Origin of the sequence: Caldalkalibacillus uzonensis (assembly GCF_030814135.1) — a bacterium.
In the GTDB taxonomy this organism is placed as follows: domain Bacteria; phylum Bacillota; class Bacilli; order Caldalkalibacillales; family Caldalkalibacillaceae; genus Caldalkalibacillus; species Caldalkalibacillus uzonensis.
This window is the reverse complement of the sequence record NZ_JAUSUQ010000001.1, coordinates 21,012-47,088: the sequence shown is the minus strand read 5'-3', so window position 1 is coordinate 47,088 and position 26,077 is coordinate 21,012. Positions and strand designations below refer to the sequence as shown.

The window sequence follows — 26,077 nt, the reverse complement described above, 5'->3', positions numbered from 1 at the left end:
ACCCTGCTGTTATCCCGTTCCCTTTTGGAGAAACGGGGCGATCAACTGCTTGAAAAAGGAACGTAACCCTCTACCTTCCCGCCTGGCATTATCCTGCAAGGGTTGGTTAAGATACCTGGCTGTCAGCACAGCGATGGCCTGTGCAGCTTGACAGGCAGGAAACAATTTGATAAAAGGCGTTTGACTGAGAACCGCTTGGTGGACGGACGGGTCATTGGGCAGATACCCTAAATAACGGATCTCCTTATTTAAAAATTGCTTGGCCACTGTTTGTAACCTTCGGGCTGTTCGTACTCCTTCCACTGGTGTGTAACAGCGGTTCACGATGACATGCAAGTTGATCTCCCCATTGTATTTGCACAATGCCTTAATGACGCCATAGGCATCAGTCATAGAAGTAGGCTCAGGTGTGGTGACCAGCCATATATCGTCAACAGCCAGCATAAGGCGGAGTGATTCGGCCGACAGTCCTGCCCCTGTATCCAAAATGATATAGTCAAGCCGCTTGGATAAAGTGTCCAGTTTATCCAACATATCATTGATTTGGCCTTGATCGAGGTGAAACAAACTGCCAAGTCCCGAGCCCCCAGAGATTAACTCCAAACCATACGGTCCTCTCTCGATCACGTCATCTAGGGACAGCCCCTTTTCCACCATGTCAATCAACGTCAAACGGGGCGTGTAGCCTAATAACACATCAAGATTGGCAAAACCAAGGTCAAGGTCAAATAACAGTGTCCGCTTACCCCGTTCCATTAAACTTAAGGCAAGATTAAGTGCCACATTGGACTTGCCCACCCCGCCCTTGCCACTTGTCACCGCGATGGTGCGCGCGACAGCTGCTCCCTGACTACGGCGAACCTTTTCTCTTAAACGTTCAGCTTGATCTTTCAACTTCTATCCCCTCACTCAACAGGGTATTGGCCAGCCATTCCGGTGACGGAGAGAGCAAATCATCTGGCACATTCTGGCCATTGGTTACATAAGCCAAAGGCAGCCGGTATTCACTCAGCAGGTTAACCAGCGAACCAAGTGTGTGGGTCTCATCCGCTTTGGTTAAGATTAAGGTATTAATTGGCAATACTTTGAAATTAACCACCACTTGCTTCATATCTTCATACTTGCTGGTTAAACTGAGCACCAGGCAAGTGTGTACATCTTGTTGGTCTGGGACCAACTGTTTGAGTTCATGAATATAGTAGGCTTCCATGTAGTTGCGGCCGGCAGTGTCCATCAAGATGTAATCACAAGAAGCCAGCCTGCTCATCGCTGCTTTTAAATCCTGTGCCGAGTAAACCACCTCCAGAGGCACATTCAAAATTTGGGCATAGGTTTTGAGTTGATCCACAGCGGCAATGCGGTATGTATCCGCGGTGATCAAGCCCACATTTTGACGCCTGGAAAGCAATATTTCTGCTGCCAGCTTAGCGATGGTCGTCGTTTTGCCCACACCTGTAGGACCAACAAAACACATGAATTTGGACAACTGTCGTTGCTGTCCTAAGGGCAGAGTTTCCAAATAATTGACCAAAAACTTCCGTATCTGCCGGCTGTCCAGCTGATCATTGTGCCCCTGGTAGTGTGTGAGCAGCTGTTGCAGGAGCTGGGCGCGGATGTCAGGCAAGACACCATGCTGTTTCAGTTTTTGATCCACCTGTCGTAAGGCAGGCGGCATCTGAAGCGGCACGCCGTCCATCATATTCAGCATAAACTGCTTAATTTCTTTTATTTCTTGGGTTAGAACCAAATGCTCAGCAGCAGGCAGAGCATGATGAGCACCTGGTGAAGCAACTGCTCCTTTTAAGCGTCTCTCTCTTCTGAGCCTGACGGGTTGGCTGTTAAAGTGCTGGTTTTGATTTACGCCTTGATCTGCAGCGGCAATCACTTCGATCTGTGTTTTCTTGCCAAAGAGGCCTAAAAATCCCCTTTTTTTCACTTTTTTTGTATCCAGAATGACCGCATTGTGCCCTAAATCCTGTTTAATTTCCTGCATGGCTTCAGCCAAGTTGTCCACAATATACTTTTTGACTCTCATCACACGTTCACCACCCCTACACTTTGCACCTCAAGATCAGCTTCCAGTTCGTTATAGGACAGAACCGGTAAATCAGGCATATAGCGGGCCAGTAAATGGCGCAAATGCATTCTTATCGCCGGTGAAGTTAAGAGAACAGGCTCCAGGCCCAGTTCCTGCACGCGTTTGACTTCAGCCAACACCGCCTGGGAGATTTTCTGGGTGGTTTCCGGATCCAAAGCCAGGTATGGGCCCTGCTCCGTTTGCTGGATGGCATCAGCAATGCACTTTTCCAGGGATGCACCAGCTGTGATCACCCTTAAGGATCCGCTATCTCCTGCATATTGCTGTGTGATCTGTCTGGCCAGGCTCCCGCGGACATATTCAGTTAACAGCTCAGGATCTTTTGTATGCGGAGCATAATCGGCCAGGCATTCCAAAATAAGTGGCAAATTACGGATAGAGACTCGTTCCTTTAGCAGGTTGCGCAATACTTTCTGCACGTCCCCTATGCTGAGGAGATCCGGAATCAACTCCTCCACTACCGCTGGAGCCGATTCTTTTACATGATCAAGCAATGTTTTCACTTCCTGGCGACCCAGGAGCTCATGAGCATGGCGCTTAATCACTTCCGTTAAATGCGTAGACACCACCGATGGGGGATCCACAACCGTGTAGCCAGCCAGCTCTGCCCGTTCTTTCATTTCCTCATTAACCCACAGGGCAGGCAAGCCAAACGCTGGCTCTACAGTTTCAATACCCTCTACAGATTCATCTTCCACTCCGGGGCTCATGGCCAGATAATGATCAAGGAGCAATTCCCCTTGTGCTACACGGTTTCCCCTGATTTTGATCACATATTCATTGGGTTTTAATTGAATATTGTCTCTTATGCGTATAACAGGTACAATGATACCCAGCTCCAAGGCACATTGACGGCGGATCATGATCACTCTATCTAGTAGATCCCCTCCCTGATTGGCATCGGCCAACGGAATCAGGCTGTAACCAAATTCAAACTCGATAGGGTCCACCTGCAAAAGGGGCGTCACGCTTTCAGGACTTTTCACCTCTTCAATGGCTTGTTCTTGTTGATCATTTTCCTCTTGTTGTTGCTGCTGTTCCAATGCCTGCTGCATTCTAAAACCGCCAAAAGACATGAAGCCGGCAATCGATAAGGTCAAAAATGGGTTAATCGGTGTGACAATACCTAATAAAGCAATGGTGCCCCCAACCACATAAAGGAGTTTAGGATAGGCAAAGATTTGACGGGAGATATCCAGGCTCAGGTTACCGTCTGAAGCGACCCGCGTCACCACGATACCTGTTGCAGTGGAGAGTAAGAGAGCCGGAATCTGACTGACCAATCCATCACCAATAGAGAGTAAGGTATAGGTGGACACAGCATCGCTGAAGGCCATGCCCATCACCATAATCCCGATCAACAGACCGCCAATGATGTTAATAATGGTAATCACAATAGCGGCAATGGCATCACCTTTGACAAATTTGGCCGCCCCGTCCATGGCCCCATAAAAGTCTGCTTCTTTCTCAATTTTCTCCCGTCGTGCTCTCGCCTCCTGTTCATTAATGATCCCCGCGTTCAAATCAGCATCAATGCTCATTTGTTTACCTGGCATCGCATCCAACGTGAAGCGGGCTGCCACTTCAGCGACACGCTCCGAACCTTTGGTAATCACAATAAATTGGATAATGACTAAGATCAGAAAAACCAAAAAACCAACGATGACACTCCCCCCAACCACAAATTCACCAAAGGTCTGAATGACACTGCCTGCATCTGCACCGGTCAAAATGGCCCGGGTGGTGGATACGTTTAAGCCGAGCCTAAACAAAGTGGTTAACAGGAGTAGTGCCGGAAAGATCGAAAATTGAAGCGGCTCATTGGTATTCATCGCGACCAGGATAATCGTCAGCGCCAAGGAGATATTGATAATAATCAAGATATCCAGCATCCAGGTTGGAAGAGGAATGACCATCATCACAATGATCATAATGACGGCCAGTAATATACTATAATCTCTTAACACCAATGATAATCCTCCTCCTTAAACTTTGCCCTTCAGGCGATACACATAAGCAAGCACTTCGGCCACGGCCTGAAAGAGATGTTCAGGAATTTCTTCACCAATTTCCACCTGAGCATACAGAGCACGGGCCAGGTGTTTGTTTTCCACTACAGTGACACCGTGCGCCTCACCAATTTCTTTAATTTTTAAAGCAACAAATCCTGTGCCTTTGGCTACCACCCGTGGGGCATCCATTTGCTCTGCATCGTATTTTAAGGCTACAGCATAATGGGTGGGGTTGGTCAGAATCACATCAGCCAGAGGAACTTGCTGCATCATTCGTCTCATGGCCATTTGCCGCTGCCGCTCTTTGATTTTAGATTTGATCAAAGGATCCCCTTCTGTCCGCTTATGCTCATCCTTCATTTCCTGTTTGGACATACGAATATTTTTTTCGAACTCATATTTTTGGTAAAGATAATCAAGCATGGATAAAACCAGTAAGACAATAGCCACACTCAGACCGAGCTGAAAGGTGTACCTGCCCAATAAGGCCAGTGCTTCTCCCACCCCTGCTTGAGAAAGTTGAAAGATGTCTTCCCGGCGATACATAAGCAGCGTAAAAACCACGGTTCCGACCAGTGTGACCTTAATCAGTGATTTTAACAACTCGACCAGGGCCCGGGTGGAAAAAATACGTTTAAACCCTTTAAGGGGATTGATACGTTCCAATTTCATTTTCAATGGCTCTGTGGAAAAGAGAAACCCGACTTGGATGTAATTGCCCAGGACTCCGGCCACCAGCGCCATCAGCATCACCGGTGCTGTGACTTTAGCTGCTTGAAAGGAAAGTTCCTGAAAAATAACGGGAATCATCTGCACTGTGACTTCCTGGTGGATATATTGAGTGAGGCTTTTAACATACAAGGCCTTAAACTGGGTCAACATCCATTCTCCAATAAAAAAAAGTAAGATAAACACAAACAGTAAAATAAGGGCTGTTGGCACTTCAGAACTTTTGGCCACCTGTCCTTTGCGCCGGACTTCTTCCCTTTTTCTGGGCGTTGCTTTTTCTGTTTTTTCTTGTGAATCCTCAGCAAAAAATTGCAGTGGCAGGCGCTGTTTGTCCATCAGTTGTCACCCTAACACTCTTAACAGTTGGCCCATGGTGTTAACCATCTCCCCAACCAGACGATGCAAAAGATAGAAAAAACCTGGCAATGTAATTAAGATCAACACAAAACCGCTAAATATCTTTAAAGGCAACCCGACCACAAACACGTTGATTTGCGGTACGGTTCGGGCCAGAATGCCCAGTGAAATATCAACGAGAAATAAGGCACCTACGACTGGCAAGGCAATTAAGAGCGCTACCACAAACATCTGTACAAACACATGGGTCATTAATTGGGCTACCCCTGCTGAACCTATCTCCACCATATACTGATCAATGGGTACCAACTGATAACTGCGGATAACCCCCTCAATCAATAAATGGTGTGCATCTACAGATAATAAAAACAAGAGGGTCAAAAAGTATTTCAGATTACCAATAATGGGGACCTGGGCCCCCGTTTGGGGATCAACGAGATTGGCAATGAGAAAGCCCATCTGAAAATCGATAAACGCTCCAGCCACCTGAACCGTATAGATCACAAGAGCGGCAACAAAGCCCAAAGCCAAGCCAACCAGTGCTTCTTTGCCAACATAGAAAAGGAAGCTCAGGTCCCAAGGAATCGGGTCACCCACTTCAATGGAGGTTAAAGAGACTAAGGCGATAAAACAAGCCAGCCCGATTTTAAACATGTGCGGCACCCCTTGCATGGAAAACAGAGGGGCCGCCACAAAAAAGGTGGTCAGACGAACCAGGATCAACAAAAAAACCGGCAAAAGATTAAGCCACTCTAACAGCATTGATCACTCATCCTACAATGAGGTGTAAGTTTTGCCACAACTGATTGGTAAAGTCCAAAATCACAGACAACATCCAAGGTCCAAAAATAACTAATGATAGAAGCACAGCCACAATCTTAGGAATAAAAGCTAACGTTTGTTCCTGAATCTGTGTTGTCGCTTGAAAAATACTGACCAACAAACCCACCCCAAGCGCCATCAGCAGCATGGGGCCAGCCACTAGCAGAATGGTGAAAACCGCATTTTGGGCCAAATCCAAAACCAACTGGGGTGTCATCCGTTTCGTGCACCTACCTTAGCGAAAGCTGAACAGCAGCGATTCTACCACGAGGTACCAGCCGTCAACCAGTACGAACAATAAGATTTTAAACGGCAGGGAGATGATTACAGGCGGCAGCATCATCATGCCCATTGACATCAGGGTGCTGGCCACAATCATATCGATAATCAAAAAAGGAATAAAAATCATAAAGCCAATTTGAAAAGCAGTTTTCAACTCACTAATGGCAAAGGCAGGAACAAGGGCGGTCAAAGGGATATCCTGGACTGATTCAGGTTGTTCCTCATCCACATATCTGAGAAACAGAGCCAGATCTTTTTCCCGTGTATGTTGGGCCATAAACTCCTTAATGGGGCCGACGGCCAGATTAAACGCCTCCTCTTGACTAATCTCACCTGATAAATAAGGCTGTAGAGCATTTTCATTAATTTCCCCAAATACTGGTGCCATGACGAAAAAAGTTAGGAAAAGGGCCAAGCCGATCAACACTTGGTTGGGCGGCATGGTCTGCGTGGCGAGTGACATTCTCACAAAACCCAGCACGACCACAATCCTGGTGAAACAGGTCATCATGATCAAAATGGCAGGAGCCAACGACAGAATTGTCAATAATGCTAAGAGTTGCAGTGTCAGTGCAACATCTTCAGGATCTGTTGATGCGCCAATTTCTAGATTAAGACCTGGGATCAGTGCACCGGTTGTTTGTGCTATTAACATGTCTATCACTTACCTCAACCCTCTTTTTTTCCCCGGCCACTTACATCAGCGGAATGTCCTTGATGCAAATGACGCTGGTACTGTTCGCGCATCACTTGCTGGTTCTGTAAACTCCTCTTCAGCAGTGAATGGAAATGTGAATCTTCTTTTTGGTTTCGCCATTGATCCAGCGAGTACTTCCACCGCTCTAAAACAGGCGTCTGCAAGAATACCTGCTGTTTCTCCCTGTCCGCTTCGATCCGTTCAATTTCAGCGGGATCATCTATCTCTTTAATGAGCGTTATCTGCTCACTAACACCAAGCAGATAGATTTTATCTCCCACTTTGATTAGTTGAAGGGATTTATTGGGCCCCAGCGAAGTGCCCCCCATGTGCTGAAACAACTGGTGGTAGCCTAACTTCTGCTGCCGTTTACCCAAAAAACGGACGAATAACACAATGAGGCCTATAACAAGCAGGGTGTAAACCACGACCTGAATCATCATCCGGCCCAATGCTTTGCTTTGGTCAGGCAATTCAATTTGCTCGCTTGTTTCGCCCACTTGTGTTGTTTCTGAGGTGGCTTGCACACCTTCCGCCAGAACAAAAGTAATCCCGCAAGCCACTACTACAAGTAAGCACAACCCCAAATAACACTTGCTTAGCATCTGCTATCCCTTATCCTATCACTTTTTTTATGGCTTCCAGCACCCGGTCTGCCTGAAAAGGTTTGACAATAAAGTCTTTTGCCCCTGCCTGGATAGCATCAATCACCATCGCTTGTTGTCCCATTGCTGAACACATGACCACCTTTGCTTCAGGATCTATCTCTTTTATTTTTTTCAATGCTGTGATGCCATCCATTTCGGGCATAGTAATATCCATTGTGACTAAATCCGGTTTTAATTCCGAATATTGCTCTACAGCCTGTTGGCCGTCAGCGGCTTCTCCTACCACTTCATAACCGTTTTTGGTCAAAATATCTTTGATCATCATGCGCATGAAAGCAGCATCGTCGACAACAAGAATTTTTCCCATTTCAGCTTCCTCCTTACCTATTTCATCCCGTGTTAAAGCTTATATTTTTTTGAGACGGTCCCACTGGCTTAATATTTCAGTTACCCGTACACCGAAATTTTCTTCGATAACCACCACTTCACCCTTGGCAATGGGTTTGTTGTTAATGAGAATGTCCACAGGTTCACCTGCCAGCTTGTCCAATTCGAGGATAGAACCGGGAGACAGTTCTAAAATTTCTTTAATAGAGCGCTTGGTCCGTCCCAGTTCTACCGTAACCTGCAAAGGAATATCCATCAATAACTCCAGATTTTTGGGCTGGGAAGTAAGCGAAGCTTTACTGTCAAATTCGGCAAATTCAACAGGTTGGACTGAGGGTTGTTGAGTCCTGTTATTCTTTTGGACTGAGCTGGACATTTGAGAACTGCCTAAATTTGACTCACTTACATGCTTTTCAGCTTGAGTGGCGTTTGGACTTCCTGTTTGCCGGTCACCATTATGTATGGTTTGGTTAGGTTCACCTGCAGATGACACCTGTTTTTCTTGAGACTCTCCCGGGTTCATAAGTAACTGAACCATCTCTTTGGAAAAGGGGATAGGGATTAATTGCATAATCTCCGAGTCGATCAGCTCCCCAACACACATTTTAAAAGCAACTTTAAGCAATATCTTTTCTTCCAGGATTGGATGCTTAAAATCTGGACTGGATACATCAAAGATATCAATGCCAGGAGGGGAGATATCAATCCGTTTGTTAAAAATGGTGGACAGGGATGTTGCTGCTGACCCCATCATTTGGTTCATCGCTTCCTGAATGGCACTGGTATGAATCTCATTCAGTTCCGGGTCAGGGTTGGTCCCGTCACCTCCCATCATGAGATCTGCAATAATACAAGCATCTTCCATCTTTATCACCAGCAAATTTAACCCTTTAAATCCCTCTGTGTAATTCACATGAACGGCCACATGAGGCTTAGGAAACTCTTCCTCCAAGCGATCAGTATGCAAAAGTGAGATCCGAGGTGTGGTAATATCCACCTTTTGGTTCAACAGCGTTGACAAAGCTGTAGAAGCACTGCCGAAAGATATATTTCCAATCTCCCCGAACGCATCCTGTTCAAAGGAAGACAAATACTCGTTTACTTCTCCACTCATCCCCTTTTCATTCTGATCTTCATTGTCCTCATTCTGTCTTAGAAGGGCGTCAATCTCCTCTTGGGACAGCATATCACTCGCCATCTTCGTCCTCCTCTCTGATCAATTCCGTAATGCGAACAGCCATCCTACCGCGGCAGGTGCCAGGTTGGGCCCTAAACTTTGGTTTTTGACCCACTTTGACAATCAGTGGATCATCCACTGTTTCATTCAAACGGATCACATCGCCCACATCAAGTTTAAGAAATTCTCCCACACTAAGCAGTGAATAACCTAAATCCACGACTAAGGGAAGGGACGTTTTTTTGACTTTTTTGCGCAGCAGTTCAACCTCTTTTGGTTCACGGGCCTTCTTTTGGGCAGCAAACCAGTGCTGGGCCGTCAGTTTGGGAATAATTGGCTCCAGTACCACATGAGGCAAACAAAAATTAATCATACCGGTCACTTCACCAATTTTGGTATTCAAGGAGACCACTGCTACCGTCTCATTAGGAGACACAATCTGTAAAAACTGAGGATTAGTTTCCATGAACTCTATCGTTGGTGCCAGTTCAACAATTGATTTAAATGCTTCCGGCAAGCGCTCGATAGCCCCGTTGAAGATGCGCTCCATCACATTGCTTTCAATCTCAGTCAAGTTGCCAATATTGGACGGACTGGTACCAATTCCCCCCAGTATCCGGTCCAGCATCGTATAAGCAATATTGGGATTGATCTCCATCAGTAACCGTCCTTCCAAAGGCGAAGCATGAAACACATTCAGGATGGTCATACTGGGCACAGAACGGATAAACTCCTCGTAGGGCAGCTGCTCCACAGATTCAACAGAGATTTCAACAAACGTGCGCAGCTGGGCTGAGAAGTAAGTGGTTAACGTCCGGGCATAATTCTCATAGATTCTGGTCAAGCTGCGGATTTGATCTTTGGAAAAGCGGAGTGCCCGTTTAAAGTCATAAGTTTTTATCCGTTTCTCCTCTGTTTTTTTTAACTCATCCACATTCATTTCTCCCGTAGAAAGGGCACTCAGCAAATCGTCAATCTCTTTTTGTGACAAAACATCTGACAAGGGATTAACCTCCCTTTGACCTAGTTTTGAGCGTCATCTTCGTGAAGGCTGCTGGAAGGCAACCCTTCTTTGATGATCTGCCGGATCATACCGGCCTGACGATAGTATTCGGTGACGAGCTGGGTCACCTCTCCAGCTGACTCCAAGACAATGATTTTTCGGCCGTTGATCAGTGTAATCACTGTATCCGGCGTGGAATCAACCCGCTCAATATAGATGGCATTGAGATAAAACGTCTGTTTGTTCAGCTTTGTTAGCTTTATCATGGGTATACAGCAAACCAGGCTTGGGTCCCTGGCTCACCCCTCCTTTACAGCAGTCATGTTTGTACCCTGCGCCAAAAATGGCCTATCTTAGCGCTTCAGATTGACAACTTCCTGCAGGATCTCATCTGATGTGGTAATAATGCGGGAGTTGGCCTGGAACCCGCGCTGGGCAATGATCATTTCCGTAAATTCCTCTGTCAGGTCCACATTGGACATCTCCAGCATACCGGAGATGATCTCCGTCGTTACACCAAGACTATCAATCGTTCCTAGGTTTTGTCCCCATACTAACGCTCCATCGGGATGGGCGTTTGCAGTCATCTCATAAAGTGAACCGCCTATCTTTCTCAGACCGCCAGGATTATTGACTAAACCAAGGGCAATAACAGCAATGACCTCAGATGTACCATCCTCAAGATAACCTATTACATTTCCATTGCGTGTAATGTCATAAGCAACAAAATCAGCATCCGGATCGATTCGGATGGAAATAGGGCTATTAATGGCGTTTCCATCGTCATCAACGTCAAAGCCAAGCACTAGATAACCATCAGACGTCACCAACTGTCCTTCCGCATCAAGAGTAAAATTACCGGCTCTGGTTAGATAATAGTTTCCGTCATTAGGATCCATTCCGGGAGGTACCACCAAAAAGAACCCGTCTCCGGCAATGGCTAAATCAGTTAATACCCCTGTGGTCATAGGTGAGCCCGGTGTGTGAAGGGTATCGATTGCTCCAATTTGGACACCTAAACCCACTTGCCGTGGATTAACCCCTCCGCGGGTTCCCTCTTCTGGGGCGGAAACACCCGATAAATTTTGACTAAGCACATCCTGAAACATCACCCGGCTTTTTTTGTAGCCAACGGTATTGACGTTAGCAATGTTGTTCCCAATCACATCTAGCTTGGTTTGGAACCCTTTCATACCTGATACACCAGAATACATGGAACGTAACATGAGACATAACTCCTTTCATCACTGTAATAAAGTAATCATCACTCTGCCTGTTCTACCCGGTACACATGTTTAAGCGCAATTGTTTTACCACTGTCCAATTCAGCCATGACTTCTCCATCTCTCACAAACACAGCGTTGACATATCCCTCTCCGCTTTGCTTGTTATTGTTACTGTCTGTCTCCCAGTAAACTTTTTTGCCAATGAGATGGGAATAATGAGTTAAAGTTTGTTGAAGTTGAGAAAAGGTCAAGTCCTGCATTGTCTGATTGATGGCCATAAGCTGTTCCAAACTGCTGAATTGGGCCGTCTGGGCAATAAAATCCCGGTCTTCCATCGGATTTAAAGGATCCTGATAACGCAATTGGGCAATTAAGATTCTTAAAAAGGCATCTCTGCCCAACTCACTTCTCTCTTCAAATGTTGGCACTTGTCTAAAGTACGGGTGAGTCGTTGATTGTACGGATGCCGTTTTCTCCATTGTTCTACTCCTCCATCTCGTCATCGCCTAGACGACATAATCCACAGTAGCCGAATCCCCCAGGACTCTATAATGGGCGATATAATCTCCTTGTTCAGGTGACTTATCACGAGCTGTTTCTTTTGCTGTGCTTTGTTGGTCTTGACCCTGGTGGGCATGTCGGTGGCCCTCCTTATCGTGCTGGCCGGAAAGCTCTTGAGATAACAGTTGCTGATGGATGACTTCTATACGCTCAACCTGCAAACCTTGTTGGGCAAGGACCGCTTGCAGTTGGTACATATGCCGGTCCAGGGATTCTAAGGCGAACCGGGTAGAGGCCAATATTTGTATGGTCATCTTTCCTTCATTGGAGGTTAAGCGAATATCCATCTCACCCAAATGTTCGGGATGGATTTGTATACGTATTTGGGTTACATTTCCTTCCTGCACGCGGTTCCACTTCATGCGCAGCACCTGCTCAAGATCTTGTACCATGTAGGCATAGCGGACAAGCGTGGATTCCTTTGTCCCGTTCTCCTGAACACTCTTAGTGGCTTCCGTTGCACCAGATGTTAATGTACTGTCAGTGGAGAGGTTCAGAGTGTTTGTCCCGGTGTGCTGCTCTCCAAATGAATGATTGGTTTGGGATGAATGAAATCCTTTCTGATCAGCAGATTGAGCAGACGGGGCTAGTCCCTGGTCAGCACTCCAGCCAGCCAGTAGTTGATGCATCCCTGGTTTTGCTTGGCCTACGTTGCCAGCGGGAGCAGCTTCTTCTCTTAGTGAATCATAGACACTGTTTTCTTGTGTAAGAAGGTGACGTGGATAGCCATGACTAATTACTTTGAACAGGCTGTTTTTGTCAGATTGAGAGATGAGAACCTGCTGTTGTTCTGGACGAAAATGATCAATAAATACAGCATCCTTCAAGATGTTCCCACCTTCTCCGGACTCTGCAATTGTTTTAACCTGCAGTTGAACCGATTGGGAGACGCCTTCGCTGTGTGGGAACTCTGCCGTCTCAAAGCTTACAGGCATCACCTGCTGAGCAAAACGGGGTTCTTGTTCCTCGTTGGAAACCTCTGGTGAAGCTGGAGTTACAGCCCCAGTGTGTGTATTTTCTTCAAACAGGAGGTCACCAGTTGTGTCAGTATTAGATTCTCTGACCTTAGGCCATTCCCGCGTTGGAGAATAGCTGTTAAATGGAAGTGAAAAATCCCCTCCTCTTTTTCCAGCGGAGTTGTCAGAAGCAGAATTTTCCTGTTTCCTCGCCCTGTCAAAGCTGTCACCTTCTAACTCCCCTAGAAGCCGGACAAATTGCATGGAAAAGGAAAGGGGTGTATCCGCGGTACTTGGCCCCTCTTTTGCTGCCAGGCCGGGCCGCTCACCTTTGACAACTTTGGCTTGCCCTGACCTTTCTTGATGCTGGGTAAACAAGGTTAGCATATCCAACATTTCCATCACCTCCTTCCGTAGATGATCTTACATTTATCCAAAAGTTATTCAGCCAGGGCCCGGACATAAACTTTAGCCATATCCGGTTCCATGTTCTCTAGTATGTGAGAGCGTGGTGTATCCCCCATGTTGGCCATAATGGTTACAGCCAAGGCAAACTCAGCCGGATCCTCTTCCATGGCAGTGAAAATTTGAGCCGCTTGGCCGGGGGCCATTTGTTCAAAGGTGGAGACCATCTTCTGGATAGAGATGCGGCTTTCTGCTTGTTCCACCGACTCCATTAATAACACAATCCGTTCTTGCAAGGCCGCCATATCCGGGTTTTCCACCTGTTCGAAGTCTTTCAATACCACGGTAAGATCAGCGGCAAACGGAGGTGTCATGCGGGCCAAAATCCGGGCTTGTTGTTCGTGATCCATGCGCTGTAAAACCAGCGCGGCTTCAGTCAGGGTCAAATTTTCAAGAATGGATGCTGCCCGTGAGGCAGACATGCTCGAATAGACGTCAGCAAGCTCAGACAACTTCTGTTCCCTTTCCTCATCGGTCAGGGTCTTCTCTTTCAACTCAGCTTCCAGTTCATCATTTTGTTCCCATAATGCCCTGACTTCCTCCTCTTTCTCCAGTAATTGCTGTTCCATCAGGGCCAGCACGGTTTCTTTTTCCTCGAGTTGCTCCTCTGCTTCCTGTAAACGCTGCTCCAGGACCTCCACCCGTTTCTTTGCCTGCCGTTCTTCCAGATCAGGAAGGAGGGCAGAAAGCACGGGAACCTGCTGCGCCCTTGCCATCAGCTCCCCTACACCTTGACCTCCCATCCACAGAACAATGGCGGCGGTGATGAAGAGGATAATCAGAAAGAGGCCCAAAAACAAACTCAGTTTTTTCCATTTGCCGAATGAAGAACGCTCATGCTCTGTCAAACTGTTCACTCCTCAGTGCTGCCACTCCCCAATACTTGTGTCTGGCTACTTCATCTGTTTCTTTTTGTTCTTTTCTCCGCTGTTCTAAAACATAGGCCTTCAATTGCTTCTCTTTCAATTTCAACCACTTTTTTTCTTCCGTCATAAACTGGCGTACTCTGTGCTGAATTGTAGAAGTATAGTGCTTGGCGCTCAGCAATGCTCTCTGTTCTGTCATGAGCTGTGAGTGGAGATAATGGGCATATTGGGAAAACTGTTGCAAATCAGTGCTGGATATCCCCTGTTGCTGCTGATTGACCATGTGCTGATTCAATTGTTCAATGGCCTGCTGGGTCTTATGTAAGCGTTCCTCTGCTTGGTTTTGACGGTCCATCGCCTCGGCCAATTGAAGCTGAGCCTGTTCTTTTTGCTTGGTGTTAACATCGAGAAGCCTTTGCCAGAGATCGTTATATTGAGCCATGGTCGGTCTCCTTTCCGAAGTGCTCGATCAAGTGCTGTCTGCTTTCCTCAAAGCTCGATCGTTCATTTATCCCCTGCTGCAAATAGCGAATCATATCTGGATACATTCTAACTGCCAGGTCAATATTGCGGTTAGAGCCTCTCTTGTAGGCCCCGATGTTGATCAAATCTTCTGCCTCATTGTAGTAACTCAGCATACGTGCAAACTGCTGGGCAGCCTTCTGGTGTGTCTCACTGACGATCGCTTTCATCACACGGCTGACACTGGCCAGCACATCAATGGCCGGAAAGTGGCCTTTTTGGGCCAGTTGACGGTCAAGGACGATATGACCATCCAAGATACCACGCACGGCATCACTAATGGGGTCGTTAAGATCATCCCCGTCTACCAATACGGTATAAAAGGCAGTGATCGAGCCCACCCGAGAGGTACCCGAACGTTCCAGCAGTTTGGGCAACAGGGCAAAAACACTGGGCGGATAGCCCTTAGTGGTTGGCGGTTCACCAATGGCCAGCCCCACTTCCCTTTGGGCCATGGCAAAACGGGTCACCGAATCCATCATCAGCAACACGTCTTTGCCCTGGTCGCGGAAGTATTCGGCGATTGCCGTAGCTGTAAATGCCCCTTTGATCCTTTGTAAGGCAGGCTGGTCAGATGTGGCCACAACCAAAACAGTCCTTTGTCTGCCTTCAGAGCCTAAATCCCGCTCAATAAATTCGCGGACTTCCCGCCCCCTTTCCCCAATCAGGGCGATCACATTCACATCGGCTGTGGTATGGCGGGCAATCATACCCATTAAGGTGCTTTTACCTACACCGCTGCCGGCAAAGATACCTACACGTTGTCCCTTGCCTATCGTTAACAATCCATCAATGGCCCGGATACCTACGGAAAGGGGATCCTTAATGGGCGGTCTTTCCAGTGGATTGATCGGAGATTGATTGGTTGAATAGCAAATTAGCCCTTGAGGGAGTTTTCCACCAGAAAGGGGTTGTCCCAAACCATCCAAAACTTGTCCCAAGAGAGGGCTGCCCACTTTAATGTGCAGAGCGCCCCCAGTGGCTTCTACAGAGCAACCAGGCCCAATTTCGTCCATGGGACCCAAAGGCATCAAAATCACATGTTGGCCTCGGAATCCAACCACTTCCGCTTGAATTGGAGGCTTGCCCTGACCTGGATTGATCAGGCAAATATCTCCCAACCTGGTATGGGGGCCAACGGATTCAACTGTTAAGCCAATCACCTTGGTCACTTTGCCGTATTTGACTATTGTCTCAGTGCGGGCAATGACCTGCGTATACTCTTCAATATTGTTAATCACGGGCCATTCTCTCCTCGCAGCAAACCAACAACTGCTTCTTAATCTCTTCCAGCTGTCTGTCGATACTTAAATCATAGGAACCATGAGGGGTATGTAACATACATTGCTGAGCCGTGAGGGTACTGTCAGGTATCAGCTTCAATTCCCCTTCAACTTCAGCAGCCCACTCATCTATATAGGCTAAAAAGGTGGTATACTGTTCAGCTGGAACGTGAAGACGAAGCTCATCTCGTTCAAGGACATGTTGCAAACTGTGCTGAATTAACGATTTAACGACCTCAGGCGACTGTTTTATCTCCTCTCCTATCACCTTCCGGGCAATAGCCACACTCAGCTTTAACAAATCAGGTTCAGCACTTTTTAACAATTTGTCCCGCTGTATATAAGCCTCTTTAATGATGTTCTCCACTTGCTCAATTTTATCCTTAAACTGTTCTTCTGCATCCTGTTTGCCCTGTCTGAAACCTTGTTCGTACCCGTCCCGGTAGGCATTCTCCCTCACCTGTTCCAGCTCTTTTTCTTGTTGCTCCCACCATTTCTGAATCTCCCGCTGTGTTTCTTCTTGCAAAAGACTAGCTTCCTTTTGCAGTCGTACCTGTTCTTGTTCGAGCCGGTTAATCTCTTCGATCAGACTCTCCTTTTGCTGCAGTAATTGTTCCAGTTCTGTTCGGACCGTATTGTTATCCTCAACCCTTGTATCAGGTTCGAAGCAATCAGGCAAGTTTTGATTGAACAATTTTCGCACCTGAGCAGAATGATAGGCTGACTTTAGCAGGTTAGACAACGATGTCGTCCCCTCCTCCACGGGCGATCACGATCTCCCCGGCCTCTTCCAAACGGCGTATGGTGGCCACCACCCGGGTTTGAGCTTCTTCCACATCTTTTAAGCGGACCGGACCCATCAGCTCCATCTCTTCCTTGAAAGTTTCAGCCATGCGCTTGGACATATTGCGGAAAATCACTTCTTTAACTTCTTCACTGGCCACTTTCAAGGAGAGCAGCAAGTCATCATTTTCAATATCCCGGATCACCCGCTGAATAGAGCGGTTATCGAGGTTGACAATATCTTCAAAGACAAACATGCGTTTCTTGATCTCCTCAGCCAATTCCGGGTCTTGGACCTCCAACTCGTCCAAAATAGTGCGTTCCGTGCTGCGGTCCACCCCATTCAATATTTGAACAACTGCCTCTATCCCGCCAGTGGCTGTAAAATCCTGGGTCAATGAAGAGGAAAGTTTTTGTTCCAAGATATATTCGACTTGGCTGATCACTTCCGGTGATGTGCTTTCCATCAGTGCGATACGCCTGGCCACCTCTGCCTGCTGTTCCGCCGGTAAGGCCGAAAGGATTTGGGATGCTTGTGGTGGTTCTAGATATGAAAGAACCAGGGCTATCGTTTGCGGGTGCTCATTCTGGATAAAGTTTAAAATCTGATTTGGATCCGCTTTGCGGGCAAAATCGAAGGGGCGCACCTGCAGTGTTGCAGTTAGACGGTTTATAATCTCGACCGCCTTTTGTTGGCCAAGGGCTTTTTCCAACACCTCTTTAGCATAGGAAATCCCCCCCTGGCTGATATAATCCTGTGCCAAACACAGATGATGAAACTCTTCTACAATCGCCTCTTTCGTTTCACTGTCCACCTTACGCACATTGGCAATTTCCAATGTCAACTGTTCAATTTCTTCTTCATTTAAGTGTTTAAATACTTGAGCAGACACTTCCGGACCAAGGGAAACAAGCAAAACGGCAGCCTTCTGTTTACCGGTTAATTCTTTTACCGAACGCATGGCTCCCCCCTCCTAATCTTCCGCCATCCATGATTTCAACAGTTTGGCAAATTCATCAGGCCGTTCTTTGGCCAGTTGCTCAAGCTGGGAACGTTTGGTGGGTTGCTCATCCAGCTTGGATAACAGATCGTCTTCCGGCTCTGCAGACACTACAAGTTCCTCTTCGTTCTCTGCAGATTGCCTTCTCTGACGGATGATGACAAAGGCAAGGCTGCCAAGGGCTAAAGCAAGAGCAGCCCCAAGGCCATAAACCAACAGGTTGCCAGATCCTCCATCAGCGTCTTCAGGAAACAAAGGCTCGCCCTGAAATGCTTGGGAGAAAATCGTGATCCGCTGTTCCAATTGTTCCTCGTCCAATTCGGCTCCGCTTGCACTCAGGGAGGTATGTAACACAGATATAAGCAGCTCCTGAAGAGCACCTTCCACTTCCGGCACGTTAATGGAGTCATCCAAACCCACATTGATAGATAAATCTGTCACTTTATAAGGACTTGATTCAATTTGCCGGTGAATTCGGTTAACTTCTTGGTTAATTCGTTCTTCAACACGTTCATATTCGGATTCCCCACCGGCCAATGTCCCCTGGTAACCTGTAACATCAGCATCACCTGTACCAGCAATGCCACCGGGCGGGGTACCCTGTCCTTCAAACATTTCCTGAATCCTTTCTATGCTGATGGCAATCCCTTCATCATCAACCACCGGCTCAACGAAGTGCTCTTCTCTGTTTTCTTTTGAAAAATCAACATTAGCAAAGACGGAGACAACCACGTTCTCCATGCCAAAGATACGGCCAAGCATCAATTGCAGTTCCCGTTGAATATCTTGCTCAATATCCCGTTTAATTTGCCTGTGCTGCTGATGAAGAGCTAAATTGTTGCCCGCATCATCCTCTGCTCTTAACTCCAAAGGCTGCATATTTTGATCCATAATCACAATATTTTCAGGAGGCAGCTGTGGCACACTTTTGCTAATCAAGTGGTACAAGCCGTTGATCTGCCCTTGGCTTAAACTCAGCCCAGGCCGGGTCTTTATGACCACTGAGGCAGTGGCTGTTTGTTCTTCATCAGCCAGCCAGACGCTCTCTTTGGGCAAGGTTATCATCACCTTGGCCTGGTCGATGCCCTCTATTTGCTCAATCAGATAACGCAGTTCATTTTGCATCGCATCCCGTTCAACAACATCAAGCTGACGGTCTGTTGTTCCCCAGCCCATGTTCTCACTAAAGACGCTGTAATTGATATTTCCGCTGCGGGGAATGCCGGCATGGGCCAGCTCCACTTTCAGGCGGCTTGCTTCCGATTTCGGCACGCTGATGGTACTCCCGTCTGCCGATAACTCGGCAGGAATGCCGCGCGATTCAATCGCTTCCATAATTTCACCCGCTTCAACGGGGGAAACATTGGTATAGATGGGAACAAATTGGGGGCGGGAAGCCCAGTATGTAACTAAAGCCAGTGTAAGGCAGATCAGGAAAAACGAACCAAAAACCATCCATTTTTGTTTTCTGGTTAATGATTGCCATGTTTCAATGAATTGGTCCTTATACTGTCGGATTTTTTCTTTCATCATTCACCTCATCCTATACACAAACAGACTACATTTGCATCCGCATGATGTCTTGATAAGCCTCAACCACTTTATTGCGCACCTGGATGGTTAATTGAAGCTGCAGATTCGCTTTTTCAGCGGCAATCATCACCTGGTGTAAATCATCAACTTCTCCAGTCACAAGTTTTTGTGTTAATTGATCGGCTTCCTGTTGCGAGCGGTTCACCTCGCGGAGGGCCTGCTTTAACAGCGCGCCGAAGTCAGTGGAAGAAGCATGGTGCCGCTCGGGCTGAGCAGCTTTTATCCCGGGAAGAAACCCGATTCTGTCGATACTGTTCATTCACACCATCCTCCTTTTGACTATTTACCGATTTCCATCGCTTTCATATACATCTGTTTGGCCGCATTCAAAGTGGTGACATTGGCCTCATAAGCCCTGCTGGCTGACATGAGGTCCACCATTTCTCTGACAATATCCACATTGGGCATCTGTACATATCCATCCTGATTGGCATCAGGATGGTCAGGATCATAGACCAATTTAAAAGGGCTTGGGTCATGCCGGATGGCCGTCACCGCCACCCCTCCGGTCGCATCACCGCGCCCGCTGACCTGGTGGCTCAACATTTGCCGGAAAGAACCCTGGATTTGCGGCCTGAGCTCAACTAACTTCCGCCTGTAAGGCTGCCACTGGCCATTAACCAACTGGGCCCTGGTCGTTTGGGCATTGGCGATGTTAGCAGAAACAACATCCATTCTGAGCCGGTTGGCTGTTAATGCTGAAGCACTTATGTTCATACCCTGAAATAATCCCATTCTCTACCGCCCCTCATTGATCACTGTTCTTAGTTTCTGGAGATGGCCGTTAGCCCGGTCTATCAAGGCATGATATTTAATCTGGTTTTTGGCCAACTCAGCCATTTCGAAATCCATATCGACATTATTGCCGTTATGGTTGTACATAGTATGCTGGTCGATGATGACCCTGGGCTCAAGTGAGGTTTGATGTTTAAACGGAAGGTGACGGCGATCTGTCCGGTAGGCAGATAATGATTGGTTGCGGCGATCAACTGCCTTTTGCAATTCAGCTGCAAATGATACATCCCGCCGCTTATAATAAGGTGTGTCTGCATTAGCAATGTTACTGGCTATCGTTGTATGTCTCAGCGCGGCGGCATCAAGCGCTTTTTCAACCAGCCCAAAGGTGCCGGAAAACAAATGCATGCATGATCCTCCCCATTCTTCCAGTTTATTCATTGATATTTGACAAAGTTTAACATAATTCACACTTAACTATTCGACAAATTCCCGGTAAATCCTTCCTACGGGAAACTAAATGCAACAAAATAGTACTAAGGTACCATCCATAAAAGTAAGGTTTTTGCCGAATTGAGGGATGGGAAGAAATTGTCACAAAATATAACCTAAAGCTCACGAAAAAAGCCCGATCTTTGATAAGATCGGGCTTTTTTCACAGGAGTCCAGTGTTGAAATCTAACGAACAACTGGCTTGAAGTTGGCCTGTGCCATGTCATTGGTACAGGCTTTATTTAGCTTAACAACGCTTTTTCTGGGTTATGAGTTTTTAATCTTCTCCAGCTCAACCAACAGTTTTTCGTTTAAAACTTTGATATACGTCCCTTTCATGCCCAGAGAGCGAGACTCGATGACGCCTGCACTTTCCAGCTTGCGTAAAGCATTGACAATGACGGAGCGGGTAATGCCCACTCTGTCAGCAATTTTGCTGGCAACTAAGAGCCCCTCTTTGCCTTCAAGTTCTTCAAAGATGTGTTCCACAGCTTCTAATTCGCTGTAAGACAAGGAGCTGATCGCCATCTGCACGATCGCTTTACTGCGAGCCTCTTGCTCAATTTCTTCAGAACGCTCGTGCAGAATTTCGATTCCGACAACTGTGGCGCCATATTCAGCCAGAATAAGATCATCGTCTTCAAAACGCTCATTGACACGACCCAGGACAAGAGTGCCCAAACGTTCACCACCACCGACAATGGGAACCACAGTGGTCAGTGCATCTTTGAAGACATCCTTCATTTCCACCGGAAATGCCGTATATGGGCTGTTAATATCCAAGTTGGCAGACGTTTCCTGGATTCTGAGTAACCCTTCGGTGTATTCGGCCGGGAATTTACGCTCTTCCAGCATGCGTGTGTAACGCTCATTTTCAATCTCTTGAGCGATGGAGAACCCCAGCAATTTGCCTTTGCGGCTGACGACAAACACATTGGCACCAATCACTTCGCTTAATACTTCGGCCATCTCTCTGAAGTTAACAGGCCCTGCTACTTTTTGCAGCATTGAGTTAATTCGTCTTGTTTTTGTTAATAGATCCATTTTTTATTCCTCCCTTAGCATTATAAAATATACTGAGACAAGTCTTTATCTTTGGTGATAGTGTCCAGTTTTTCGCGCACATACTGAGGGGTGATTTCAACCTTTTCCAAATGGATGTCAGGCGCTTCAAAGGACAGGTCTTCCAGAAGCTTTTCCAGGATCGTATGCAATCGCCTTGCCCCAATATTATCGGTGTTCCGGTTGACTTGTTCTGCCATTTTTGCCAGTTCATAAATAGCATCGTCAGAAAATTCAACTTTTATACCTTCAGTTTCTAAAAGTGCAGTATATTGCTTTAACAAGGCGTTTTGCGGTTCGGTTAAGATCCTGACAAAATCCTCCACACCCAAATCAGTCAGTTCAACCCGGATTGGAAAACGCCCTTGCAATTCAGGTATCAAATCAGACGGTTTGGCTGTATGGAAGGCACCTGCGGCAATAAATAAGATATAATCGGTCTTAACAGGTCCGTATTTGGTCATCACTGTTGAACCTTCCACAATGGGTAAAATGTCTCTTTGCACACCCTCCCTTGACACATCAGGTGATTGGGAGCCTTGTTTGCCAGCAATTTTGTCAATCTCATCAATAAAAATAATTCCAGACTGTTCAGCGCGTCGAACTGCCTCTTGCTGGACCTCATCCATATCAATTAATTTATTGGCTTCCATCTGGGTCAATATGCGGCGGGCTTCTGACACAGGCAGTTTGCGCTTTTTGGTTCGCTTGGGCATCAAATGGCCAAACAGATCCTGCATGTTGATACCCATTTGCTCCACACCCTGACCGGAGAAAATTTCAAACATATTAGGTGACTGATCTTCCACCTCAATTTCAACGATCCGGTCTTCCAGCTCTCCTAAAGCCAATTGATGGGCGACCTGTTTGCGCCGCTGGGCCAAGGCCTGTTCTTCCTGCTGCTTTTGGCCAGCGTCCTGATTCTCTTCCTCTCCCTGAGCCCCGAAAAACATCTCCAGCGGGTTTTTGACTCCCCTTTTTTGCTTGCGCTCAGGAGCCAACAACTCAACCAGCTTTTGGTTGGCCATCTGCTCGGCGCGGTCCTTGACACTTTCCATCTTTTCTTCTTTGACCATGCGGATGGCGGTTTCGACCAAATCTCTGACCATCGATTCCACGTCACGTCCAACATAACCTACTTCGGTAAATTTTGTGGCCTCCACCTTTACAAAAGGGGCATTAACCAATTTAGCCAGCCGCCTGGCGATCTCGGTTTTGCCAACACCGGTCGGACCGATCATCAGGATATTTTTAGGCACAATTTCATCCTGCAGATGGGCAGGCAACAAACTGCGCCGGTAACGGTTTCTAAGGGCGATGGCGACAGACTTCTTTGCTTGCTGTTGGCCAACAATAAAACGGTCAAGTTCTTCCACAATCTGACGTGGGGTTAATGCCTTTTTATCCAATTTAGAACCTCCAACTTTTTCTTTGGGTTTAGAACACGCCTCACTTAACCTTCAAATGACCAGCTTTACTTCACTTCTTCAGTGACCAGTTGCTGGTTGGTATAAACACATATTTCTCCAGCAATTCTTAGCGCTGCCTCCGAGATATCCTTTGCTCTCAAATGGGGGGCATGCCGTTTCAATGCCCTTCCTGCAGCCAGCGCATAAGCACCGCCGGAGCCAATAGCCAACATACCATCGTCCGGCTCGATCACTTCTCCGTTGCCGGAAATAAGCAGCAAGCCTTGCTGATCCATGACAATCATCATCGCTTCCAGCCTGCGCAGATATTTATCTTGCCGCCAGGCTTTAGCCAGTTCAACAGCGGCCCGCTGCAAGCTGCCATTAAACTCTTCCAGTTTGCCTTCAAACATTTCAAACAGGGTCATGGCATCGGCCACCGAACCGGCAAAGCCAGCTACGACTTGGCCTTTGTAAAGCCGTCTCACCTTACGGGCGGAATGTTTCATGACCATGGCATTGCCAAAGGTCACTTGTCCATCACCGGTCATGGCCCCTTCTCCTTGATGATGAATGGCAAAAATGGTTGTGGCGTGCAAATTGGAACTCATCATTTCCCCTCCTCATTGTTATATCCAGGCCTGCCACTGGACATGATGTTAAGCATGTGCTCACTTGGAACGGGGATGAGCCTTATAATAGACAGCTCTCAAATGTTCATTCGATACATGAGTATAGATTTGTGTGGAGGAGATCTGAACATGCCCAAGCAGCTCCTGAACCGTTCTCAGATCAGCGCCGCCTTCCAAGAGATGGGTGGCAAACGTATGGCGTAACTTATGGGGCGTGATCTTCTGGGTTAATGACGTGCTTTCGATCAGTTGGTTCAAGATCCTGCGTATGCTGCGGTCAGTCAAGCGTCCTCCACGGTAGTTTAAAAACACAGCCTTTTCGTTTGCCTGCCGCATGAGAGAAGGGCGCCCCTTCCGGAGATAGTCCTCCAGTGCTTGCTGGGCATAATGGCCGAGGGGAACATACCTTTCTTTGCCCCCTTTCCCGTAGACAAGCACAACGCCCAATTCAAGATCCAGCGCATCCATGTCAAGCCCCACCAGTTCACTGACCCTCATTCCCGAAGCGTACAGCGTCTCCAGTATAGCTAAGTTACGCAGCCCCAATGGTGTTGACCTGTCCACCGCCTGAAATAATTGTTCCATTTCAGCACAGAAAAAAAATTGCGGTAATTTTTTTTCCAACTTTGGCGTTGATACCAGTGTAACCGGATTAGCGGCGACGTAACCCTCCCGTTCTAAAAAGCGGAAAAAACTACGCAAACTGGACAACTTTCGTGAGACGGTGCGTCTTGCGTACTCCTTATGGTGAAGCAAGCTCAAATATCTCCGGATATGTACATAAGAAACAGCAGCATAGTCCGCAACGGCTTGCTGCTTTAGAAATCGTGTGAAATCTTCAATATCCTGGACATAGTAGCGCAGTGTATAGGGAGACGCATTCTTTTCCAACTGCAAATAGTCTTGAAATGCTAGAACCACCGCATGGTTTATGCTCAAGCCCACCACCTCACTTGCGCAAGCAACATTATCTTAGCACATCTTTCAGAGCAAAAGCAAGGTTTAAATGTGACAATTTTGTATAAGATTCTGAATTGATCTCAATGCCCGTTCAGCCTGCTGCTCCTGGCGCTCTGTTTTATTTTTGACCTTCTTAGGCAGTGGAGGGAACAAACCGAAATTGGCATTCATCGGCTGAAAATTGGCCGGGTCCGCCGTGGTAATGTAATGGGCTAAGCTTCCTATCGCCGTTTCCTGGGGAAAGACAAGGGGCTTCTCCCCTTTAGCCAGCCGGCTGGCATTAATGCCGGCGACCAGTCCGCTGGCGGCAGACTCAACATATCCCTCAACACCTGTCATTTGCCCGGCAAAGAACAGGGTCTCCCTGTCTTTATACTGATAAGTGGGTTTTAGCAATTTGGGTGAATTGATAAACGTGTTGCGGTGCATCACCCCATAACGGACAATCTCAGCATGCTCCAGTCCGGGAATGAGCTGAATGACCCGCTTTTGATCCCCCCATTTCAGATGGGTCTGGAAGCCGACAATATTATACAAGGTACCGGCGCTGTTGTCCTGCCTTAATTGCACCACGGCAAAAGGCTGCTTGCCGGTTCGCGGATTCACAAGTCCCACGGGTTTCATTGGGCCGAATAAAATTGTTTGCTTACCCCGCTTGGCCATCACTTCAATGGGCATACAACCCTCGAAATAAATCTCTTTCTCAAATTCCTTTAAGGGTACCGATTCAGCCGAAATCAGCGCCTCGTAGAAGCGGTCAAATTCCTCCTCGCTCATCGGACAGTTGATGTAGGCGGCTTCTCCTTTATCATAGCGGGAGGCGATAAAAACCTTGTCCATATTGATGCTCTCTTTTTCCACAATGGGAGCTGCTGCATCATAGAAGTACAGATACTCTTCACCTGTAAGATCTCTCAACTTTGCTGAAAGGGCATCAGATGTGAGCGGACCTGTCGCTACCACAGTGATCCCTTCGGGAAGGGAGGTGATCTCTTGCCGGTGAACCGTAATGTTAGGATGTTCTTCAATAGCCCGAGTAATACGTCCGGCGAACTCGTCCCGATCCACAGCCAAAGCACCCCCAGCCGGAACAGAGCAGTTGTCTGCAGAATGGATAATTAAGGAATTTAAGTGCCGCATCTCCTCTTTTAAAATACCTACCGCATTGGTTAAGCTATTGGCCCTTAATGAATTACTGCAGACCAGCTCAGCAAAACGGTCCGAGCGGTGGGCAGGGGTCATTTTCACCGGGCGCATCTCGAATAAATCCACCTGGATCCCTCTGTTAGCTATTTGCCAAGCTGCTTCACTCCCCGCCAAGCCGGCCCCGATGACGGTGATGCGAGAGGCTGTCATACG

Annotated in this window: 29 protein-coding genes; all 29 read right to left on the bottom strand. The window is 47.2% G+C overall.

What is annotated here, in order from left to right; translation table 11 throughout:
* Positions 1-9: 9 nt before the first annotated feature.
* Entirely contained in the window at positions 10-894 is an 885-nt protein-coding gene (locus J2S00_RS00260) for a MinD/ParA family protein (RefSeq protein ID WP_307334216.1), read from the bottom strand.
* Entirely contained in the window at positions 878-2,035 is a 1,158-nt protein-coding gene (flhF, locus tag J2S00_RS00255; protein ID WP_307335179.1) for a flagellar biosynthesis GTPase FlhF, read from the bottom strand. Before flhF ends, J2S00_RS00260 begins: the two co-directional genes overlap by 17 nt.
* The gene (gene flhA / locus J2S00_RS00250) at positions 2,035-4,068 is read right to left on the bottom strand and encodes a flagellar biosynthesis protein FlhA (protein WP_307334213.1); all 2,034 of its coding nucleotides are present in this window, start codon (positions 4,066-4,068) and stop codon (positions 2,035-2,037) included. Before flhA ends, flhF begins: the two co-directional genes overlap by 1 nt.
* Positions 4,069-4,083: 15 nt before the next feature.
* The gene (flhB, locus tag J2S00_RS00245) at positions 4,084-5,175 is read right to left on the bottom strand and encodes a flagellar biosynthesis protein FlhB (protein WP_307334212.1); all 1,092 of its coding nucleotides are present in this window, start codon (positions 5,173-5,175) and stop codon (positions 4,084-4,086) included.
* A gap of 6 nt (positions 5,176-5,181) precedes the next feature.
* The gene (fliR, locus tag J2S00_RS00240) at positions 5,182-5,958 is read right to left on the bottom strand and encodes a flagellar biosynthetic protein FliR (protein WP_307334209.1); all 777 of its coding nucleotides are present in this window, start codon (positions 5,956-5,958) and stop codon (positions 5,182-5,184) included.
* A 7-nt stretch (positions 5,959-5,965) separates the two neighbouring features.
* Entirely contained in the window at positions 5,966-6,235 is a 270-nt protein-coding gene (fliQ, locus tag J2S00_RS00235; protein ID WP_307334207.1) for a flagellar biosynthesis protein FliQ, read from the bottom strand.
* Between the two features lie 18 nt (positions 6,236-6,253).
* Positions 6,254-6,955, bottom strand: a complete 702-nt coding sequence (gene fliP / locus J2S00_RS00230; protein ID WP_307334205.1) for a flagellar type III secretion system pore protein FliP — start codon at positions 6,953-6,955, stop codon at positions 6,254-6,256.
* Between the two features lie 14 nt (positions 6,956-6,969).
* Positions 6,970-7,578, bottom strand: coding sequence for a flagellar biosynthetic protein FliO (locus J2S00_RS00225; RefSeq protein WP_307334202.1), 609 nt, complete (start codon positions 7,576-7,578; stop codon positions 6,970-6,972).
* A 34-nt stretch (positions 7,579-7,612) separates the two neighbouring features.
* On the bottom strand, positions 7,613-7,972 hold the full coding sequence (locus J2S00_RS00220; protein WP_307334199.1) for a response regulator: 360 nt from the start codon (positions 7,970-7,972) through the stop codon (positions 7,613-7,615).
* Positions 7,973-8,011: 39 nt separating this feature from the next.
* Positions 8,012-9,190 (bottom strand): flagellar motor switch phosphatase FliY, encoded by a 1,179-nt coding sequence (gene fliY / locus J2S00_RS00215; protein WP_307334196.1) that lies wholly within the window; start codon positions 9,188-9,190, stop codon positions 8,012-8,014.
* The gene (fliM, locus tag J2S00_RS00210; RefSeq protein ID WP_307334193.1) at positions 9,180-10,172 is read right to left on the bottom strand and encodes a flagellar motor switch protein FliM; all 993 of its coding nucleotides are present in this window, start codon (positions 10,170-10,172) and stop codon (positions 9,180-9,182) included. Before fliM ends, fliY begins: the two co-directional genes overlap by 11 nt.
* Positions 10,173-10,192: 20 nt before the next feature.
* Positions 10,193-10,438 (bottom strand): flagellar FlbD family protein, encoded by a 246-nt coding sequence (locus J2S00_RS00205; RefSeq protein WP_307334191.1) that lies wholly within the window; start codon positions 10,436-10,438, stop codon positions 10,193-10,195.
* Between the two features lie 87 nt (positions 10,439-10,525).
* Entirely contained in the window at positions 10,526-11,398 is an 873-nt protein-coding gene (locus tag J2S00_RS00200) for a flagellar hook-basal body complex protein (protein WP_307334189.1), read from the bottom strand.
* A gap of 38 nt (positions 11,399-11,436) precedes the next feature.
* A complete protein-coding gene (gene flgD, locus J2S00_RS00195) occupies positions 11,437-11,877 on the bottom strand; it encodes a flagellar hook assembly protein FlgD (RefSeq protein ID WP_307334186.1) in 441 nt (146 codons plus the stop codon).
* 27 nt (positions 11,878-11,904) lie between these two features.
* Positions 11,905-13,311 carry a flagellar hook-length control protein FliK gene (locus J2S00_RS00190; protein WP_307334184.1) on the bottom strand — a complete coding sequence of 469 codons (1,407 nt, stop codon included), beginning with the start codon at positions 13,309-13,311 and terminating at the stop codon, positions 11,905-11,907.
* Between the two features lie 44 nt (positions 13,312-13,355).
* Positions 13,356-14,228 (bottom strand): MotE family protein, encoded by an 873-nt coding sequence (locus J2S00_RS00185; protein ID WP_307334182.1) that lies wholly within the window; start codon positions 14,226-14,228, stop codon positions 13,356-13,358.
* Complete coding sequence (gene fliJ / locus J2S00_RS00180) at positions 14,215-14,688, bottom strand: flagellar export protein FliJ (RefSeq protein ID WP_307334179.1); 474 nt, start codon at positions 14,686-14,688, stop codon at positions 14,215-14,217. Before fliJ ends, J2S00_RS00185 begins: the two co-directional genes overlap by 14 nt.
* Positions 14,675-16,006, bottom strand: a complete 1,332-nt coding sequence (gene fliI, locus J2S00_RS00175) for a flagellar protein export ATPase FliI (protein WP_307335178.1) — start codon at positions 16,004-16,006, stop codon at positions 14,675-14,677. The genes fliJ and fliI overlap by 14 nt, the downstream gene beginning before the upstream one ends.
* Complete coding sequence (locus J2S00_RS00170; RefSeq protein WP_307334176.1) at positions 16,002-16,793, bottom strand: FliH/SctL family protein; 792 nt, start codon at positions 16,791-16,793, stop codon at positions 16,002-16,004. The genes fliI and J2S00_RS00170 overlap by 5 nt, the downstream gene beginning before the upstream one ends.
* Positions 16,786-17,796, bottom strand: a complete 1,011-nt coding sequence (gene fliG, locus J2S00_RS00165) for a flagellar motor switch protein FliG (protein WP_307334174.1) — start codon at positions 17,794-17,796, stop codon at positions 16,786-16,788. Before fliG ends, J2S00_RS00170 begins: the two co-directional genes overlap by 8 nt.
* 12 nt (positions 17,797-17,808) lie before the next feature.
* Entirely contained in the window at positions 17,809-19,365 is a 1,557-nt protein-coding gene (fliF, locus tag J2S00_RS00160) for a flagellar basal-body MS-ring/collar protein FliF (protein ID WP_307334171.1), read from the bottom strand.
* Positions 19,366-19,393: 28 nt separating this feature from the next.
* A complete protein-coding gene (gene fliE, locus J2S00_RS00155) occupies positions 19,394-19,687 on the bottom strand; it encodes a flagellar hook-basal body complex protein FliE (protein WP_307334169.1) in 294 nt (97 codons plus the stop codon).
* Between the two features lie 20 nt (positions 19,688-19,707).
* Complete coding sequence (gene flgC / locus J2S00_RS00150) at positions 19,708-20,163, bottom strand: flagellar basal body rod protein FlgC (RefSeq protein WP_307334166.1); 456 nt, start codon at positions 20,161-20,163, stop codon at positions 19,708-19,710.
* 3 nt (positions 20,164-20,166) lie between these two features.
* Complete coding sequence (gene flgB, locus J2S00_RS00145; RefSeq protein WP_307334164.1) at positions 20,167-20,571, bottom strand: flagellar basal body rod protein FlgB; 405 nt, start codon at positions 20,569-20,571, stop codon at positions 20,167-20,169.
* A gap of 351 nt (positions 20,572-20,922) precedes the next feature.
* Positions 20,923-21,699, bottom strand: a complete 777-nt coding sequence (codY, locus tag J2S00_RS00140) for a GTP-sensing pleiotropic transcriptional regulator CodY (protein WP_307334161.1) — start codon at positions 21,697-21,699, stop codon at positions 20,923-20,925.
* Between the two features lie 20 nt (positions 21,700-21,719).
* Positions 21,720-23,126 (bottom strand): ATP-dependent protease ATPase subunit HslU, encoded by a 1,407-nt coding sequence (gene hslU / locus J2S00_RS00135; RefSeq protein WP_307334158.1) that lies wholly within the window; start codon positions 23,124-23,126, stop codon positions 21,720-21,722.
* A gap of 65 nt (positions 23,127-23,191) precedes the next feature.
* Positions 23,192-23,737, bottom strand: coding sequence for an ATP-dependent protease subunit HslV (hslV, locus tag J2S00_RS00130; protein ID WP_307334156.1), 546 nt, complete (start codon positions 23,735-23,737; stop codon positions 23,192-23,194).
* 60 nt (positions 23,738-23,797) lie between these two features.
* Positions 23,798-24,697, bottom strand: a complete 900-nt coding sequence (xerC, locus tag J2S00_RS00125) for a tyrosine recombinase XerC (protein WP_307334153.1) — start codon at positions 24,695-24,697, stop codon at positions 23,798-23,800.
* A gap of 63 nt (positions 24,698-24,760) precedes the next feature.
* Positions 24,761-26,074 (bottom strand): FADH(2)-oxidizing methylenetetrahydrofolate--tRNA-(uracil(54)-C(5))-methyltransferase TrmFO, encoded by a 1,314-nt coding sequence (trmFO, locus tag J2S00_RS00120; RefSeq protein WP_307334151.1) that lies wholly within the window; start codon positions 26,072-26,074, stop codon positions 24,761-24,763.
* Between the last annotated feature and the right edge of the window lie 3 nt (positions 26,075-26,077).

Excerpts from the sequence above, each read along its gene's own strand:
- fliE (WP_307334169.1), bottom strand. The coding sequence starts at position 19,687 with ATGAACAGTATCGACAGAATCGGGTTTCTTCCCGGGATAAAAGCTGCT.
- J2S00_RS00205 (WP_307334191.1), bottom strand. The coding sequence starts at position 10,438 with ATGATAAAGCTAACAAAGCTGAACAAACAGACGTTTTATCTCAATGCC.
- fliF (WP_307334171.1), bottom strand. The coding sequence starts at position 19,365 with ATGAAAGAAAAAATCCGACAGTATAAGGACCAATTCATTGAAACATGG.
- J2S00_RS00200 (WP_307334189.1), bottom strand. The coding sequence starts at position 11,398 with ATGTTACGTTCCATGTATTCTGGTGTATCAGGTATGAAAGGGTTCCAA.
- flgD (WP_307334186.1), bottom strand. The coding sequence starts at position 11,877 with ATGGAGAAAACGGCATCCGTACAATCAACGACTCACCCGTACTTTAGA.
- fliY (WP_307334196.1), bottom strand. The coding sequence starts at position 9,190 with ATGGCGAGTGATATGCTGTCCCAAGAGGAGATTGACGCCCTTCTAAGA.
- fliG (WP_307334174.1), bottom strand. The coding sequence starts at position 17,796 with ATGCGTTCGGTAAAAGAATTAACCGGTAAACAGAAGGCTGCCGTTTTG.
- codY (WP_307334161.1), bottom strand. The coding sequence starts at position 21,699 with ATGGATCTATTAACAAAAACAAGACGAATTAACTCAATGCTGCAAAAA.
- fliR (WP_307334209.1), bottom strand. The coding sequence starts at position 5,958 with ATGCTGTTAGAGTGGCTTAATCTTTTGCCGGTTTTTTTGTTGATCCTG.
- flgB (WP_307334164.1), bottom strand. The coding sequence starts at position 20,571 with ATGCATTTGTTTTCCGGCACCTTTGGGCTGGTTGAAAAAGCGCTTGAT.
- flhB (WP_307334212.1), bottom strand. The coding sequence starts at position 5,175 with ATGGACAAACAGCGCCTGCCACTGCAATTTTTTGCTGAGGATTCACAA.
- J2S00_RS00190 (WP_307334184.1), bottom strand. The coding sequence starts at position 13,311 with ATGTTGGATATGCTAACCTTGTTTACCCAGCATCAAGAAAGGTCAGGG.
- trmFO (WP_307334151.1), bottom strand. The coding sequence starts at position 26,074 with ATGACAGCCTCTCGCATCACCGTCATCGGGGCCGGCTTGGCGGGGAGT.
- flhF (WP_307335179.1), bottom strand. The coding sequence starts at position 2,035 with ATGAGAGTCAAAAAGTATATTGTGGACAACTTGGCTGAAGCCATGCAG.
- J2S00_RS00220 (WP_307334199.1), bottom strand. The coding sequence starts at position 7,972 with ATGGGAAAAATTCTTGTTGTCGACGATGCTGCTTTCATGCGCATGATG.
- fliQ (WP_307334207.1), bottom strand. The coding sequence starts at position 6,235 with ATGACACCCCAGTTGGTTTTGGATTTGGCCCAAAATGCGGTTTTCACC.
- fliP (WP_307334205.1), bottom strand. The coding sequence starts at position 6,955 with ATGTTAATAGCACAAACAACCGGTGCACTGATCCCAGGTCTTAATCTA.
- fliJ (WP_307334179.1), bottom strand. The coding sequence starts at position 14,688 with ATGGCTCAATATAACGATCTCTGGCAAAGGCTTCTCGATGTTAACACC.
- hslV (WP_307334156.1), bottom strand. The coding sequence starts at position 23,737 with ATGAGTTCCAATTTGCACGCCACAACCATTTTTGCCATTCATCATCAA.
- flgC (WP_307334166.1), bottom strand. The coding sequence starts at position 20,163 with ATGGGATTATTTCAGGGTATGAACATAAGTGCTTCAGCATTAACAGCC.